Source organism: Mycoplasma sp. ATU-Cv-703, from assembly GCA_004011965.1.
In the GTDB taxonomy this organism is placed as follows: Bacteria; Bacillota_I; Bacilli_A; order Mycoplasmatales; family Metamycoplasmataceae; genus RYZV01.
Map to the genome: position 1 here is coordinate 226,506 of RYZV01000001.1, position 14,780 is coordinate 241,285.

18 protein-coding genes are annotated in these 14,780 nt (G+C 44.6%); 1 reads left to right on the forward strand and 17 read right to left on the reverse strand.

What is annotated here, in order from left to right; translation table 4 throughout:
- Nucleotides 1-347: 347 nt before the first annotated feature.
- The 8 genes from CSE00_RS00910 to infC form a co-directional block, all read right to left on the reverse strand.
- Entirely contained in the window at nt 348-866 is a 519-nt protein-coding gene (locus CSE00_RS00910; RefSeq protein WP_127942717.1) for an SRPBCC family protein, read from the reverse strand.
- Between the two features lie 26 nt (nt 867-892).
- Nucleotides 893-1,246, reverse strand: coding sequence for a PTS lactose/cellobiose transporter subunit IIA (locus tag CSE00_RS00915; RefSeq protein WP_127942718.1), 354 nt, complete (start codon nt 1,244-1,246; stop codon nt 893-895).
- Nucleotides 1,239-2,621, reverse strand: coding sequence for a glycoside hydrolase family 1 protein (locus CSE00_RS00920; protein WP_127942719.1), 1,383 nt, complete (start codon nt 2,619-2,621; stop codon nt 1,239-1,241). Before CSE00_RS00920 ends, CSE00_RS00915 begins: the two co-directional genes overlap by 8 nt.
- A complete protein-coding gene (locus CSE00_RS00925; protein WP_127942720.1) occupies nt 2,608-3,792 on the reverse strand; it encodes a MupG family TIM beta-alpha barrel fold protein in 1,185 nt (394 codons plus the stop codon). Before CSE00_RS00925 ends, CSE00_RS00920 begins: the two co-directional genes overlap by 14 nt.
- 5 nt (nt 3,793-3,797) lie before the next feature.
- The gene (locus CSE00_RS00930) at nt 3,798-4,133 is read right to left on the reverse strand and encodes a PTS sugar transporter subunit IIB (protein WP_127942721.1); all 336 of its coding nucleotides are present in this window, start codon (nt 4,131-4,133) and stop codon (nt 3,798-3,800) included.
- 80 nt (nt 4,134-4,213) lie between these two features.
- Nucleotides 4,214-4,573 carry a 50S ribosomal protein L20 gene (gene rplT / locus CSE00_RS00935; protein ID WP_127942722.1) on the reverse strand — a complete coding sequence of 120 codons (360 nt, stop codon included), beginning with the start codon at nt 4,571-4,573 and terminating at the stop codon, nt 4,214-4,216.
- Between the two features lie 9 nt (nt 4,574-4,582).
- Complete coding sequence (gene rpmI, locus CSE00_RS00940; protein WP_127942723.1) at nt 4,583-4,771, reverse strand: 50S ribosomal protein L35; 189 nt, start codon at nt 4,769-4,771, stop codon at nt 4,583-4,585.
- Nucleotides 4,728-5,366 carry a translation initiation factor IF-3 gene (infC, locus tag CSE00_RS00945; protein ID WP_127942724.1) on the reverse strand — a complete coding sequence of 213 codons (639 nt, stop codon included), beginning with the start codon at nt 5,364-5,366 and terminating at the stop codon, nt 4,728-4,730. The genes rpmI and infC overlap by 44 nt, the downstream gene beginning before the upstream one ends.
- Nucleotides 5,367-5,534: 168 nt before the next feature.
- Here infC and CSE00_RS00950 point away from each other — a divergent pair, with 168 nt between their 5' ends.
- Nucleotides 5,535-6,101 (forward strand): inorganic diphosphatase, encoded by a 567-nt coding sequence (locus CSE00_RS00950; protein ID WP_127942725.1) that lies wholly within the window; start codon nt 5,535-5,537, stop codon nt 6,099-6,101.
- Here the strand turns inward: CSE00_RS00950 and topA are convergent, their stop codons facing one another.
- The 9 genes from topA to CSE00_RS00995 form a co-directional block, all read right to left on the reverse strand.
- Nucleotides 6,102-7,979, reverse strand: a complete 1,878-nt coding sequence (gene topA / locus CSE00_RS00955; protein WP_127942726.1) for a type I DNA topoisomerase — start codon at nt 7,977-7,979, stop codon at nt 6,102-6,104. It abuts the gene before it with no gap.
- Nucleotides 7,980-8,144: 165 nt separating this feature from the next.
- Nucleotides 8,145-9,020 (reverse strand): DNA polymerase III subunit delta, encoded by an 876-nt coding sequence (holA, locus tag CSE00_RS00960; protein ID WP_161565523.1) that lies wholly within the window; start codon nt 9,018-9,020, stop codon nt 8,145-8,147.
- The gene (locus CSE00_RS00965; RefSeq protein WP_127942728.1) at nt 8,933-10,369 is read right to left on the reverse strand and encodes a ComEC/Rec2 family competence protein; all 1,437 of its coding nucleotides are present in this window, start codon (nt 10,367-10,369) and stop codon (nt 8,933-8,935) included. Before CSE00_RS00965 ends, holA begins: the two co-directional genes overlap by 88 nt.
- Nucleotides 10,344-10,595: a hypothetical protein gene (locus CSE00_RS00970; RefSeq protein ID WP_127942729.1), complete on the reverse strand. Its 252-nt coding sequence runs from the start codon at nt 10,593-10,595 to the stop codon at nt 10,344-10,346. Before CSE00_RS00970 ends, CSE00_RS00965 begins: the two co-directional genes overlap by 26 nt.
- Before the next feature lie 72 nt (nt 10,596-10,667).
- The gene (rbfA, locus tag CSE00_RS00975) at nt 10,668-11,006 is read right to left on the reverse strand and encodes a 30S ribosome-binding factor RbfA (protein WP_128008594.1); all 339 of its coding nucleotides are present in this window, start codon (nt 11,004-11,006) and stop codon (nt 10,668-10,670) included.
- 1 nt (nt 11,007) lies between these two features.
- Complete coding sequence (gene infB / locus CSE00_RS00980; protein ID WP_127942731.1) at nt 11,008-12,810, reverse strand: translation initiation factor IF-2; 1,803 nt, start codon at nt 12,808-12,810, stop codon at nt 11,008-11,010.
- Nucleotides 12,791-13,075 (reverse strand): YlxR family protein, encoded by a 285-nt coding sequence (locus CSE00_RS00985; RefSeq protein WP_127942732.1) that lies wholly within the window; start codon nt 13,073-13,075, stop codon nt 12,791-12,793. Before CSE00_RS00985 ends, infB begins: the two co-directional genes overlap by 20 nt.
- A complete protein-coding gene (nusA, locus tag CSE00_RS00990) occupies nt 13,059-14,474 on the reverse strand; it encodes a transcription termination factor NusA (RefSeq protein WP_161565524.1) in 1,416 nt (471 codons plus the stop codon). The genes CSE00_RS00985 and nusA overlap by 17 nt, the downstream gene beginning before the upstream one ends.
- A gap of 10 nt (nt 14,475-14,484) precedes the next feature.
- The gene (locus CSE00_RS00995; protein WP_127942734.1) at nt 14,485-14,706 is read right to left on the reverse strand and encodes a hypothetical protein; all 222 of its coding nucleotides are present in this window, start codon (nt 14,704-14,706) and stop codon (nt 14,485-14,487) included.
- Between the last annotated feature and the right edge of the window lie 74 nt (nt 14,707-14,780).

Consider the following 14,780-nt stretch of genomic DNA (forward strand, 5'->3'; position numbering starts at 1 on the left):
TTGACATTTTTAAACTGAGTTTGTTTTCTAGAACAAACTTCTATGGTCCGTTTAACTAGATGGCGACAGACGGTTAAAAGTGCCTAATCTGTCTGAAAAGGTTTGATTTGGAAACAGCCAACTTAAGACAAAGCGCTTTCCTATGCAAAGCATGCACAACTTGGCTAGTCTATAATTAGTTTGATTTACAATGGAATTTGCCACTAATTTTTTTCTAGTTATTTCGGGTTTAGCAGTCGCGATTTGACTAATGTTTTGAACGATGATTCGTTGGAAAAGACGCATCTACAACCAAAACCAAACTTGGTATTCCCCGGTTTGGTGAACTTTGTTAAGTTTGAGTCTGGCTAGCTTTCTAATTGCGGTAACTTTGTTTTACCTACGTTAGAATCGTCTTGACAAACGCGGTTAAGATACTTAATCATAGCGCGGGTTTGGTTGCGGTGTTCACGTCTAAAACGAAACTGTCCCAGTTTGCCATTTAAACCGGTCACCGTGTGCTCGTTTTTGATTGTGTGAATAAAAGTTACTTTGGTGTAGTCGGGGCTAATCGCTTTAAAACGTCAGTAGTGGCTGTGAAACTTGGGACCTTTTTGAAAAACTAACTCAAATTTTTGCGGAGCGCGGTACTGTTCCACGAAAGCGATGTTACCTTGGCGAGTAATAATTTTTTTTCCTTGGTAAAGTTGGCCGCGGTGAGTGGTATTTTTTAAAACGGCGGCCAAGACGGCTTTGAAAACTTTCTCGCACACGCCAGCTACGATACCAGAGTGGCTTTTGCTAACTAAACGCTTAAACTCATCGTAAGTTGAGACGTAAATTTTTTTGTTGAACTCGATTTTAAACTGTTGGTAATTTGCGGACATGGCAAATTCATTATAGACCGAAATAATTACTTTGCAGGGGTGATCAGACGGTAAAGATCGACCATCTCTTGAGCGAGCAAAATCACGGTTTGGCTCGCCAAAAGTTGGTCTTCGGCGTGAATAAACAAGACGCGGTACTCTAGTTTTTGCCCGTTGGCCTCGGCTTTAATCACGTCAAAATGCCACCTGCTAGCGTCGGCAGAAGATTTATGTGCTTGGTCCAGTTTAGTTTTAGCTAAGTCAAAATCGCCTTTTTTAGCCGCTCCGATCGCCTCCATCGCCAAACTTTTGGCTAGTCCGGCGTCGGTAATTATTCCCAAAGCGACTTTTTCCCAGTCAACCTCGTGTTTTTTATCAGTTTTCACTGCTTTGTTAGACATCAAAACCTCCTTCCTTAATAATTTTTTGGTACCAAAAAGCCGACTGTTTCAGTCGCCGGGTTTGGGTCGGTAAATCAATCTCGATTAAACCGTAACGGTTTTTGTAAGCGTTTAACCACGATCAGCAGTCAAAAATCGACCAGAGCGTGAAACCAAAGCAGGGCGCGCCTTGTGCCAGCGCTTTCTGAATCCAAACTAAGTGAGACTTTAAAAAGTCAATCCGGTAAAAGTCCGCGATCTTGCCCGACTTGTCCCGAAAAAGGTTTTCGTTAGCGACGCCCATTCCGTTTTCAGAAATGTAAAAGGGCAGGCCGGGAAATTCCCGACTAATTCGCATCATTACCCGGTAAATTCCCCGGGGATAAATTTCTCAGCCGCGCGACCTATTGTACCGGGCGCTCGGTTTTTTCCACGTTTCAAACAAAGTTGACAAACCGCTTTTGGACTTGGCTCTAACGGGCTCCCGGACGCGAGTTGGAAAGTAGTAGTTAACCCCCAAGTAATCGCACTTAACTTGAGCGATCGTCTGGAGGTTTTGGGAGGTCAGTTCTAGACGAGCGCCCAACTTGGCAAAAAGTTTTCGGATCGGCTGACCGATTTTGCCCGCTACCATGCCTTCTAACATTCACCGGTTGTGAAGCGTTTCGTAAGCGCGGGCTGCTTTTCGGTCGCCTGCGTGGTCTCTCCGGCGCGGATAAACGGGTGATAAATTGAGCACTACGCCAATCTTAGCGTGGCGCGGACGGGACTTAAAGAGACTAACGGTTTGGGCGTGAAGCAAAATTAAACCGTTGCCGACGTTAAAAGCGAGCTGGTAATTTTCGGCCAAAGGTCAGTGACATTTTTGACCCATGTAACCGCAAATCGTTTCCACGATTGGTTCACAAAAAGTCGCGAAAGCCTCGGTTTTGGCGTCGTACTCGCGAAAAATTAAACTGGCGTAATTTAAAAAAGCTGCTCTAACCTCCGGATTAGATCAACCGCCAACTTGAACGGCTCAAGCAGGTAAATCAAAGTGCGATAAAGTCATCAGAGCTTTAATTTTGTGCTCTGCCAACTCGTCCAGCACATCGTGGTAAAACTTGACAGCGGACTGGGAAGGTTTTTGGCCGTCGGGAAAAAGACGCGCTCACGAGAAACTGAGTCTGACTGCCTTGATTCCGATTTGAGCTCACAAAGCAATGTCTTGGACGTAGCGCCTAGCAAAGTCGGAAGTAATTTCCGGACCAACCTTTTCAAAAAAATGGTTTGGATCGCTCTGGAAATGTAAATCCCACTTAGTTAATCCTTTGCCAGTTTGGCCACGACCTTCGCACTGCTCAGCACTCGTAGCAGCACCCCAGAGAAAATGGTTCGGAAATTTAATTTTTGGCATAGATTTTAAACTTACGTCCTCCGACAATCGCTTGGAGCTGATATAAATCGTCAACGATTACTCGACCGACTAAGTTCCGAATTTTTGAACGCCGGTCATCAATCGGGCGGAGCAAAATGTGGACTTCCCCTTTGTAGCGACCAATGTTGTCGTTGAGAACCACTACATCGCCGGGCTGGAGCATTTTGCCAGTTCTAGCCGGCTTAATCGACTCGCTCTTATAAAGCACGCGGGTTAAAGTCGAGCGGATAAAGTAACTAGAGTAGTCGGGACGGTTAAGATGGTAAGCACCAAAAGAGTGGGCGTAACTTTTAAACTCGGGCTGGGCTAACTTAGCCGGCAATTTACGAGCTAAAACGATTTCCTTCTCTAGGTCGCTGACTTTGCTCACCCACTCAATTTCCACGTTAACCACTTTTTGGGCGCTCAACTTGTTTCAATTTTGCACGAGCTGACCCAGCATCTTAAATTCCTGGCTCGTTAAACCTTGCTGGGAAACAATAATTTGGTCGCTTAAACCGATTGATAAAAGGTGCGCAACTTGCTGAACAAGTGGTCAATCGCGGTGTTCTTCTAAAGTGGGCATGCCTTGGTTAACTCCCCAAGGACCAATCGCCCGACGCGACGGCTCCTGAGTGACAAAAGCCGCGACAGGAACGCCGAGTTGTTTAATTCGCGCACTGAGCTCAATAAAACGCTCGTACTTTAAACCAGTGTAACGGAGCGGATAAAAATTGTGGCAAGCGATCAAATTGCTTGGTTTACCACCGCTAGCTAAAATTTTTTCCAGTGTTTGTACGCCGGCCGAAGCGTTTATTTCCACTTTAAAATTAAGACGGTTTTGGCTGATTTTAGCTTCCACTTCTCCGCCAAAATCTTGGTCCATTCGCACACCACTAGCGCCGAGTTGACGGAAAAAATTGATTTCATCAGGCGGTAAATTCAGTGTCTTGTAAACGTGCTCGTCAACGTCAATGATCGGAACTAAACCCAAGTTTTGGGCAGCACCAAGTAAGTTGGTTAACATTTTCAGACGCTCGGGATCATCGGATGTTTCAAGCAAGTTAACAAAAACGCGTTTAAAACCGGCCTGGGCAGCTTTTTTTAAGTAAGCAAGCGTTGGTTTTTCGCCAGCTTTTTCCGGGTAAATCGCAATGCCTAACTCAGCCATTTTAACTACTTAGTTAGCAAAGTCCGCACCTGGTTCACTAAAGCCTCTCCGTTAGCAGTTGCGTACACCATCGGTTCAATTACGGCAACCGGTTTATCGGGTGCCATTCGCTGAAATTGATCGAGCATAAAGCGAATTTGTGGTCCGAGTAAAACTACGTCAAAATCGGCTAATTTTTCGCGGGCCTGGTCTGAACTAAGCGCCAAGGCGTGACCTTCAATCTTGGCCTCTTTCAAGTAGTCGTTGACAGCTTTCTCAAGCAGCGAAGTTGACATTCCGGCTGAACATGCAAGTAATATTCTCATAACTTCTCTTTCGTGACCAGTTCTAGTTTGGTTCATTAAATTATAAGCGCAAAACTAATTGATTAAAAACTGGGGCATCTTTTCCAAATTTAAAAAATCCGCCCGAGAGGACGGATTTACTGAACTTGGTTTTGGTTTTTGACCAGCTCAACTAATTGCTGGAACGTGGCTGGGTGATGAATGGCCAGTTCGGATAGCATTTTCCGGTTTAAGCCAATCTCTGCTTGCTTAAGACCGTTAATGAACCGTGAATAAGTTAGTCCTTCGGCACGCACAGCGGCGTTAATGCGAGCGATCCAAAGTTTGCGAAAATCGCGCTTAACCCGTTTGCGGTCGCGAAAGGCGTACGTTCACGACTTGACAACTTGTTGTTTAGCGACTTTAAAACCGATCGACTTATGCCCGAAGTAACCTTGGGCTTCCTTGAGTCATTTTTTACGACGACGTCGGGTGACTGTTCCACCTTTAACACGCATATCGTCCTCCTAAATTAATTGCTTAAAACGTTTCACATCCGAAGGATCCATCAAGTGGGGTTGACGTGATTGACGTTTTTGCTTAGTGGTTTTGTTTTGGGCTAAGTGGGATCGAAAAGCTCCCCCACGTTTTACTTTTTGGTTAGCCGTGACTTTAATTCTTTTTTGGAGCGCTTTTTTGGTTTTCATTTTCGGCATTGGGCGACTCCTCCTTCTTGCTTTTTGAGACTTTAGTGGCGACAAGGTACATGTCCAGAAAACGACCGTTTGCTAAAGCTGGTGGTTTTTGAATTTGGGCAACGTCGGCCACCTTTTGAAAAAACTGGTCCAGTTTGGCGTGACCAAGCTCTTGACGCACGATTTCGCGGCCGCGGAATTTGAGCGACACTTTGACGCGGTCACCGGCCAATAAAAACTGGCGGGCTTTTTTTGCTTTAACGTCTAAATCGTGTTCACCAATCATCACCGTCAAACGAACTTCGCGGTTATTGGTGAAAGATTGCTTAGCCTTGACTTCCTTGCGTTTTTTGCTGCGGTTGTACTTATAACGACCGTAATCAAGCAGTTTAGCGACTGGTTGGTCGGGATTGGCCGAAATAATTACTAGATCCAACCGTTTTTCGGACGCAAGCTCTAAAGCTTGGTAACGTTCAAGTACTCCTAGCTTAGTTCCGTCAGCGTCAATCACGAACATTTTCTTAAAGGGAATGTCGCGGTTGACAAGGTGTTCTTTCTTAGGTGGTTTTTTGCGACTTGGATGCACAGACACTTTCTCGTCTCAAACTAGAGACATTGAATGGTAAAAGAGCTATACCAGAGCATCAAATTAAATTTTACTTTGATGTTGGAGCATGGACCCCTGGATTAACCAGCAGGTGAGATAAAAATCTGCTTTCTGCAACATGTGAAGTTGCAAAGGTAATTTTATCACGTTTTAAGTCGCTAAATGTACAATGTGGTTATGTCCAAAATCATCGAAGTTAATTTAGAAATTCCCCGTCATTCAAACATTAAATACGAATACGATCGTAAAAGCGGTCAAATTGTGGTTGACCGAATTTTACGCGAACCGTTTGTTTACCCGACTAACTACGGTTACGTTGACAAAACGCTTGACTGGGACGGCGACGAATTAGACGTTTTAATTTACTCGCCCGAACAATTTTTACCTGGCGCAGTTTTGCGTGCACGAATTGTCGGTGCCATGCGCATGGTTGACGATGGCGAAATTGACACCAAACTAATCGCTATTCACGCTGACGACTACCGATTAGGCCACATTCAAAAACTAGACGATTTACCGAGCGAGTTTTTGAACGAAATCGAAATCTTTTTCTCAACTTACAAAAACTGAAAACGCCCTAACATCACGAGCGTTGAAGGGTTTGAAAACGAAATTTGGGCGCTGGGCGAACTGGCGGCTTGTCAAAAACTTTTCAAAGACTACGGCGACTTGCCTAAATCAGAGTTTATTGCTCAAATGCGGAAAAAACACCCAACCAAGTATCCCAAAGAAAAAACCGCTTAATTACTTGGTTTGGGAACTTTTACGGGCAGAAAACCACCGCTTTTTGGCTTGGCTAGGGTCGTTTTCGGCGTGTTTACACTCCGGGTAGCGTGAGCAACCAAAAAATCTTTCCCGGGTACGGCGGTTAGTTTTCACTACTAGCGGAGATCCGCACTTCGGACAATCTTTGCCAGCTAGGACGGGTAAAAGCTCGGTAATTGCGAGCTCGCTAGTCGCGTTAGTCAAATCATCGCTAAAGTGGGACCAAAAACTATCAAGCAGTTTTTTGCGATCCATCTTACCGTCAGCGATCATGTCTAATTCTTTCTCAACTTCGGCAGTGTAGCTCTCGTTCATAATGCGCGGGAAGCCGTGAATAAGTTTGTCGTAGACCACTTTAGCAAATTCAGTCGGACGAAGGGCGCGGTTTTCGACACTCACGTAATGGCGGTCTTTGAGAATCGTCACGGTCGAAGAAAAAGTTGATGGGCGACCCACCCCGATGTTATCCAAAGCTTCAATCAGCGTTCCGTCTTTGTAACGGCCTGGACCCTTAGTTTCGTGCTCTTTTTTCTGATAATCGCGCACTTCAAAAGTTTGACCAATTGTTCAAGTCGGTGCCACTTGGTCAGACTTTTCGGGTTTAACAACTAAGTAGCCAACAAAAGTGACTTTGCTAGTCGAATGACGAAATTTGTGTTTAAAAACTGGGTCAACTAGTTCATAGCGGGTAATTTGGCGCTCGGGTGGCCGCATTAACGTTTGCAAGGTGTGCTCGTAAATCAGTTGGTAAAGTTTGCTTTCGGAACTGCTTAGTTCAAAACGACTCGTCGCCTGTTCAGGAGTTAAACGAATGTCTGTCGGTCTAATCGCTTCGTGGGCATCTTGGTTACCCGAAAAGCCTTTGACTCCGGAGGCAACTAGTTGAGCGCCGTACTTTTGCGTAATGTAAAGTTTGGCGTTTTCCACGAAATAGTTAGCCATGCGAGTTGAGTCTGTGCGAGGGTAAGTAATTAAACCGCCGTCACCATAACCTTCGTAAAGTCGCTGGGCACTGCGCTGAGCGACTTTGGAAGACATGCCCAATTGCGCATCTGCTCTTTTGTAAAGAGTGGCTTGCTTAAGCGGCGTTAATTGCACATCTTTTTTAACCCGCTCAATTTTGTCAACTACCTCAACTTGTCCGCTCAGCGTTTGCATCAAAGTTTCAATCATTTCGGGTTTCACGGAAAAAACATCGCCTGTTACAGCTGGTTCAGGCGACAAATAGTTAACCGTCTCGCCAACTTTGAGAGCAGCCTGCAAAGTGAAATACTTAATTGGTACAAAACGATCAATTTCTTGCTCGCGCTCAACGACTAGTTTAAGAGCAATCGATTGAACCCGACCGGCCGAAGGAGCCAGTGGAAAACGGCTGATTTTTTGCCGCATCAAACGGGAAAGTTTGTAACCGATTACGCGATCTAAAATGCGACGAGCGGTTTGCGAATCCACCAGAGGTTCGTCAATTTTACCCGGGTGTTTAATTGCTTGCAGCACAGCTTGTTTGGTAATCTCGTTGAAACGAATGCGGTAGTAACGGTCGGAAATTTTCAAAAACTCAACTAAGTGGCTAGCGATTGCTTCGCCTTCGCGGTCCGGGTCAGTTGCCAAATAAATGCGCTCAGGTTTGAGTTTTTTAATTTCACTAACTAAAATTTGAAAATACTTCCTTTTTTCCGGGTCAATTTTATAACGCGGAGTTCAAGTCTCCATTTCCACGCCAAAATTGTTTTCGCCCGAGGAAGGCAATTTCAAAAAATGGCCAACTGTCGCGACCACTTCGTAACCGTCGCCCAAGTATTTTTTGATTGACTTAACTTTGTGGGGCGACTCAACGATGACAAGGTTTTTCTGCATACAAACTTAAAAATAGCATAAAAACTAACTTTTCAAATCTTGAAATAACTTTTGACTAGCGTTAGTTTTAGTGCTTAAAAACCGCCGATCTAGTTAATCAAACCAGGTTTAATTGGGCTAACTGATGCGCGAACAGAAATTAAATTGGCGGTTTTGAATGCCAACTTATTTTAAAAGTTTGAGAACAAATTTTTCTAGGGCGAGGTGCTTATCAACTTGACCTTGCTTAATCGCTAAATCAACCGCGGCAAGCTCTAAAATTAATTCTTTAATTTTAGAAGGGCCAACCTCAGTTAAGAGCTGCTGACCTTGCTTAACTTTCCAAAGCGGTATTTGAGTCGATTCGCTAATTTCATAATCTGACTGGCCAAGGTTTTTGTGGTAACTAATTTCCAGCGCCAAGGAAAGCAATTGGTTAATTTGGTGTAGCATAAAAGCCGGATCATCACCCAGTTTTTGGCGGTTCCGATAAGCGGTTATGATTTGCTCGTTGTCCTGCTCTAAAATAGCTCTAGAAAAATCAAATAAACCGCCTTGGTTTTGGCGGGCGATTTGTTCAACGACCATTTCGCGACTGATTTGGGTACTTGTTAAAAGTAGTTTGTCAATCTCACTGACAATAGTCCAAAGGTCAAGCGGCAAACGAAGCGTTAACTCGTGAGTTGCGCTTGGACTAATTTTTGCTCCGCGCTCGCTCACTATTTGGTTAATTGTTCTTACCACGTTACGATCGGTTAATTTAGGCACTGCCACTACACGAGCTCTTTGTAAAAGGAAGTTGACCAGGTTATTCCGGTGGTTAAGTTTAGCTGCTTCCAAAGCGAAAATAATTTGGTGACTCCAGTTGCTAGCGACTAGAATTTGGAAAAACTTTTGCCCGAGCGTTTCATCAACTAAAGCCGGATGGTTACGGACAATGATTAATTTGGGTGAGCCAAACATTTCGACTGTCACTAGCGCGTTTTGAATTTCTTCGACCGAATTTGTCTCGTCAAAGGTGACACACGTGCCGACAAACTTTGCTCGTGCTTGGGCAAGCATCTGGTGGATCCAGTAAGACTCGTTCCCGTGGATAAATTGCATGGTTCACTAATTATAAGGTAAGCGTAAAGAAGCGTTTCGACACTTCAAACTAACTCGGTTGGGCAAGGGTCAAGCTGGATTCAAAACTTAATTTGCCCGGCCATTAGCAATAACTGATCAAGGGGATCAAACAGGACCTGTAAATTAACGCCTCAGGGGTAAAGCGCTAAGGTGAGAAGGTAAGTTAAGAGCGTAAAGGGGCTGAGTCAGTAAGTAAGAAGCGGAGCGGTTAAATTAAAACCGCCGCCGATTTTCGCAACCAGCATTAAAGTTGCCACGTAAGGTCCGAGCGCGAAAAAAATTACTTTGCTAAACCGGTGCTTAAAAGTCTTCTCCAATCCGTGAGCCAAACTTAAACTGGCCGCGTAAGCGAGCAAAAAACCCCAGCGGTAAACTAACCAGGGCCGGGCAACAAGCATCAATAAACTAGCTAACGTAACAAGACTTACTTTAGAAATTTTGACCGCTTTGAACCGGCTGCTGATTAAGTAAAAGGCGAGCAAAATGCTGGCCCGCAAAAACGAATCGTGGTAGCTAAGTCAGTAGCCGTAAAAAAACAAACTTCCCCAAGCGAGTCACCCGGCTCAAAATGGATTTAAAGTGGTCAACTTAAGTAAAAAGGTCAAAACTTGTCAAAGCAGACCTATGTGAAGGCCAGACACAACAAAGAGGTGGCTTAAATTGAGTCGAGTTAACTGGCGGTAAAAATCACCGTTTAAATATACGTTTTGACCAGTCAAAAAAAGCGCTCCGTACCGACTGGTTAAATCTGACCGGGTCGCTAAGTTTTTACTCAACTCGCAGAGCGGCGAAGAGCAACTCCTCACTAATTCAAGTCGCGGATACTTGATTCAGTGCAAAACGTTAAGTCCGCGCAAATAGGCACCTAAGTTAAAAGATTGACCGTCTAACTCCGGTGGTTGGACAGGCAAAACTAAACCGCGCACTCAAATTTGATCGCCAACTCAAAAAATTCCCCGGTCAGCGAGAAAAATTTGGCGTCCTTGTCAACTAACAATCGGTCCAATTTTACTGACGTGGACAATCTCTAGATGTGCATCAATTTTGCCAACAAAAGGCGCGGGTCGCTGTCACCAAAAACTAATTAGCAAAGCCAGTCCGAGTGCTAAAGCAAAAGCCAAAAAGCGGCGTTTTAAAATGACTCATACCGAGAAAGTTAACGTTCCCAAAGTTGTTTCAACTTGCCAAGGATTAGTTAACCAAACATACCAAAGTACGCTAGTTAGACTAGCGCTAGTTAAGTCGTAGCGACTCGGCGTTTTAAACCACGCGCAAAGAGCAGTCATAAGTGATTACTCGCTCGGGTTTAATTAAAACCCACGCGCCTTTCCGGCGCTCGTAGATCCGCTGGTAAGTAAGCTGGTGTTGGTGGCCAAAACGAGCCACGATTTGCCACGCTGACTGACCGGGATTAAAACTTAACTGACTCTGGTAATGGTGTGGACTACTCAAACTCACCAAAATTCAAGTACGTGCGTTAGACGTGCTCTCCCAAACAAAGCCTGCGCTCATAAGAGTTAGCCACGGCGCACTCTTGAGCCCAAAAAGCAAAAATTTAGTTCACACCTAGAGGTGGCTAAAAATTTATTTTTTACGCAAATTTTCTAAAATGGCATCAATTTTGATGCCTCGTTCCAAGGAAGTGTCAAACTTAAAAACTAACTGCGGGACAAGACGGGGGTTAACTTCCCGAGCTAACCTTGAACGTAAAAAGGGCACTGCTTTTTGCAAGGCTTGCTCGGTTTTAATCTTTTGAGACAAAGTTGTGTAGTGAAGTTCTAAGTGACTAGCGTCGCCCGAGAGCTTAGCACCAGTTAAAGTTATTTTTCTCAAAAGAGGGCCTTTGGTCTGCTCGTGTAAAATGCGCGCCAAAGCTTGGAAATAAAGACTTTCTTTGCGTTTATGGTTAACACTTAGTGGCATTTTAATTCTCAACTTCAACTTGCTCGTAAGCTTGGATTATGTCCCCAACTTTAATGTCGTTGTAGTTGACTAAGTGAGCTCCGCATTCAAAACCTTTTTCCACTTTACGAACTGCGTCTTGACCGCGTTGGAGCGAATCAAGTTCGGTGGTAGCGACAATTTTACCTTCGCGAAGCAGTCGAACTTTGCTCTGAGATTTAATCAAACCATCAATCACTTTGCAGCCAGCGATGTTGCCGATTTTGGAAGAGTAGATCACTTTTAGGATTTGCGCTTCACCGGTAACTTTCTCGGTAAACTTTGGCGCCATCATCCCTTTCAAAATCGTTTGAACATCCTCCACAATTTGGTAAATAACCGTGTGGGGTCGAATTTCGACTTTCTCTTGGGCTGCGATTTGTTTAATGTCGTTGGAAGGGCGGATGTTAAAGGAAAAAATCGTCGCTTGCGAAGCTTGAGCGAGCAAAATATCCGACTTGCTAATTTGACCAACAGACGAGCGAACCACGTTAACTTTGACTTCTTCGTTTTCAATTTTGCTAAGCGTTTGTTTAATTGCTTGGGCTGAGCCTTGCACGTCAGACTTGATAATCACGTTTAAAACTTTTACGCCTTCCTTGACTTGGAGCGGAATTCTTTCCTTTAACTCCTGGGCGCGGTCTTCTTGCCGTTTTTGTTCGGCTAAGTTTTTAGCAAACTTCTCGTCTTTAAAAGCGAAAAAGCGGTCACCAGCCCGGGGCGAATAGTTCAGTCCGGTAATTAACACTGGCGCGCCAGGCAGGGCCACCTTGAGCGGTTCACCGTTTGGATCAAGCATCATTCGAATGCGCCCGTAGTTAAAACCAGCGACAACAAAGTCGCCTTTGTGGAGCGAACCATTTTGCACGATTAAAGTCGCAATGGTGCCGCGTCCTTTGTCAACTTTAGATTCGATAACTGTCCCAAGCGCAAACCGATCAGGGTTAGCTTTTAACTCCAACATTTCGGCTTGCAAACTAATCGCTTTAAAAAGTTCTTCAATTCCGTCGCCAGTTAATCCTGAACCGTAAACAAACTGAACATCACCACCCCAATCCTCGGCCGTAATGTGTTCTTTCGATAGTTCGCGTTTAACTTTTTCCAGGTCAACGCCGGGTTTGTCAATTTTATTGACAAAGACGATAATAGCCACTTTAGCAGCGCGAGCGTGGTCAATCGCTTCCCTAGTTTGGGGCATCACTCCGTCATCAGCCGCAACGACTAAAACCACAATGTCAGTTACTTTCGCTCCCCGGGCACGCATGGCCGTGAAAGCCTCGTGACCAGGCGTATCAATAAAAGTAATTTTTTGACCTTGGTAATCAACTTGGTAAGCACCGATGTGTTGGGTGATGCCGCCCGCTTCGCTGGCGGTAACTTGGGTGTGACGAATTTTATCAAGCAAAGTAGTTTTCCCGTGGTCAACGTGGCCCATGATGACAACGATTGGTGGTCGCGGTTTGAGGTCCTTGGGATCGTCTTTAATTTCCAGAACTTCCATGAAGTTAGAGGCTGTAACTTGCTCTTGCTTACTAAAATCGTAGCCGTACTCTAAGCACAGTTCAGCAATTTGCTCTTCGGTCAACATGTGGTTAATGTTGTAAAGTTTGCCGAGTTTGAAGTAGTGATTAATGATTTGGTTGGGCGATTTGCCGATTTTGGCCGCAAATTCACCAATTGTGAGCGGGCTGGTAAAAGTAAAAACGCCGTCTTTAAGTTCAATATCGACGGTTTTGAACTGGGTTCGAATTTCTTCGACATTTGACCTACGTTTGTCCTTTTTCACTTTCCCCTCCTTTTAAAATGGTGAGCAGTTCCTGGTAAACAGCCGCTGAAACGTTTTGACGAAACGCTTTGTGGAGCAGTTTTTTTTGCCAAATTTTGGTTGGATCGCCAGCATTCTTAGCAAAGTAGACCCCTCGACCAGGTAAATACGAGTTGACTAAAATGCTTTGGTCGGGCAAACGAACTACCCTTATTAAAGCATTTTTTGGGAGGATTTGGTAGGTCAAGTAGCAGCGGCGAAAAATCTCTTTATTGGTCTTTGTCATGGTCCTTGGACGGGTTAAAACCGAAGTCCTGGTCAAACTCAGCTTCCATTTTTTTGAGTTCTTCGTCCGTGAAGTTGGTTTCTAAATCGGCTGAGAAATTGCGCACTGGCTGCTCTTCTTCATCGCTTTGCTCGGTTATGTCCTCTTGGAAAGACCGAATTTGGTCGTCAATCTCCGTAAAGTCAATTCGTGGGGAGCGATGATTTGAACGCCGGTAATCAAACGATTCGCTCGGTAAACGACCAGTGCGACTAACGCGGTGTAAATCATTTTCGCTCAGCGTACCATTTCAAACAAAGGAAATGTTTTGCTCGCGTGCCTGCTCAAGCGACAAAATGTCTATGTTAACTTTGGTCAGTTCAACCGCTAAACGCACGTTGGCACCTTGCCGACCGATCGCCAAAGTTTGGTGAACTTGGGGAGTAATGGCAATTTTTGTGTTAGGCACATTTCGTCCGTACTGGTCAACTTTGTTTTGCACAGCGATAATTTTGGCTGGTTCAAGTGCGTGAGCCACGAACTTGTCAATGTCGCTTGAGTAGTTGATAATGTCAATTTTTTCGCCCTCTAGTTTGCTAACGATGGCGCTAATGCGCGTTCCTTCGGGTCCGATAACCGCTCCGACGGGGTCAACGTTAGGGTCAGACGAGCGAACCGCCACTTTGGAGCGTTCGCCGGGAATACGAGCTAAAGCGACAATTTCAACTACTCCGTCAGCAATTTCGGGCACCTCAGATTGCAAAATTTGGCGAACCATTTCTTTTGACCCGTTAGAAACTACGATTTGTGATTCGCGCGCTTCGCGCTTAACTTCTTCCACGAAAACTTTAATTCTCTCGCCGATTGAAAGAGGGATTTTTAAGTTGCGAAGCGAAGTAGGCATGTAAGCGTTAGTGCCTTCGGAAAGACTGAGAACTGCGTCGCCTTTACGACTAATTGAGACCACCGTGGCGTCCACGGTTTGTCCGACTAAATCTTTGTGGCGGTCAAAGATGTTTTGCTTTTTACGCTCGCGGAAAGTTTGGGTTAGCAGTTGTTTAATTTGATTAGCAAACTGTTGAAAACTAACTTGAAGGGAGATTTCCTGTCCGACTTTAATGTTCTTATCAATTTTAAGCGCCTCGGTTAATCCAATTTCGATCGCTTGGTTACGCGGATCAAAATCTTCGTCCTCAACTACTAAAACGCTGTGGTTGAGCAGTTGAAAAAGGTTTTTTTCCGGATCAATGTTTAACTCTAAACGGGCATCGGGGTCATAACGAGTGTGAAAAGTGCGAATAATCGTCTCCCGAATAATTGTGAAAATTTCGTCTTTTTCAATCAAGTTATTTTTAGAAATTAAATCAATCGCAGCAAAAAACTGCTCCTGATCAAAAACTGATTTATTTTTACGGATCATAAACTCTCCTTTAATTACTTGCGCTCGCCGAAAACACATCCAAAATGTAAGAACTTGCACCGGCATCGATTTCGTCAAGGTAATCGGAAATTTGGCGGGACAAACTCTTAATTTGACTAAGACTAGTCAAACTGGTACTTACTCGCAAATAAAGTTGCTGGCCTTCTTTTTCCCAGTCAGCACTGGTAATTTGAGCAAAACGTCCTCGTAGTCGCTTCTCAACTGATAGCATTATTATCTCCCCCAAACAAGATGAGTTGCCGGAGGGCAACTCAATAATATTCAGTTGACGCCGAAATTATAACA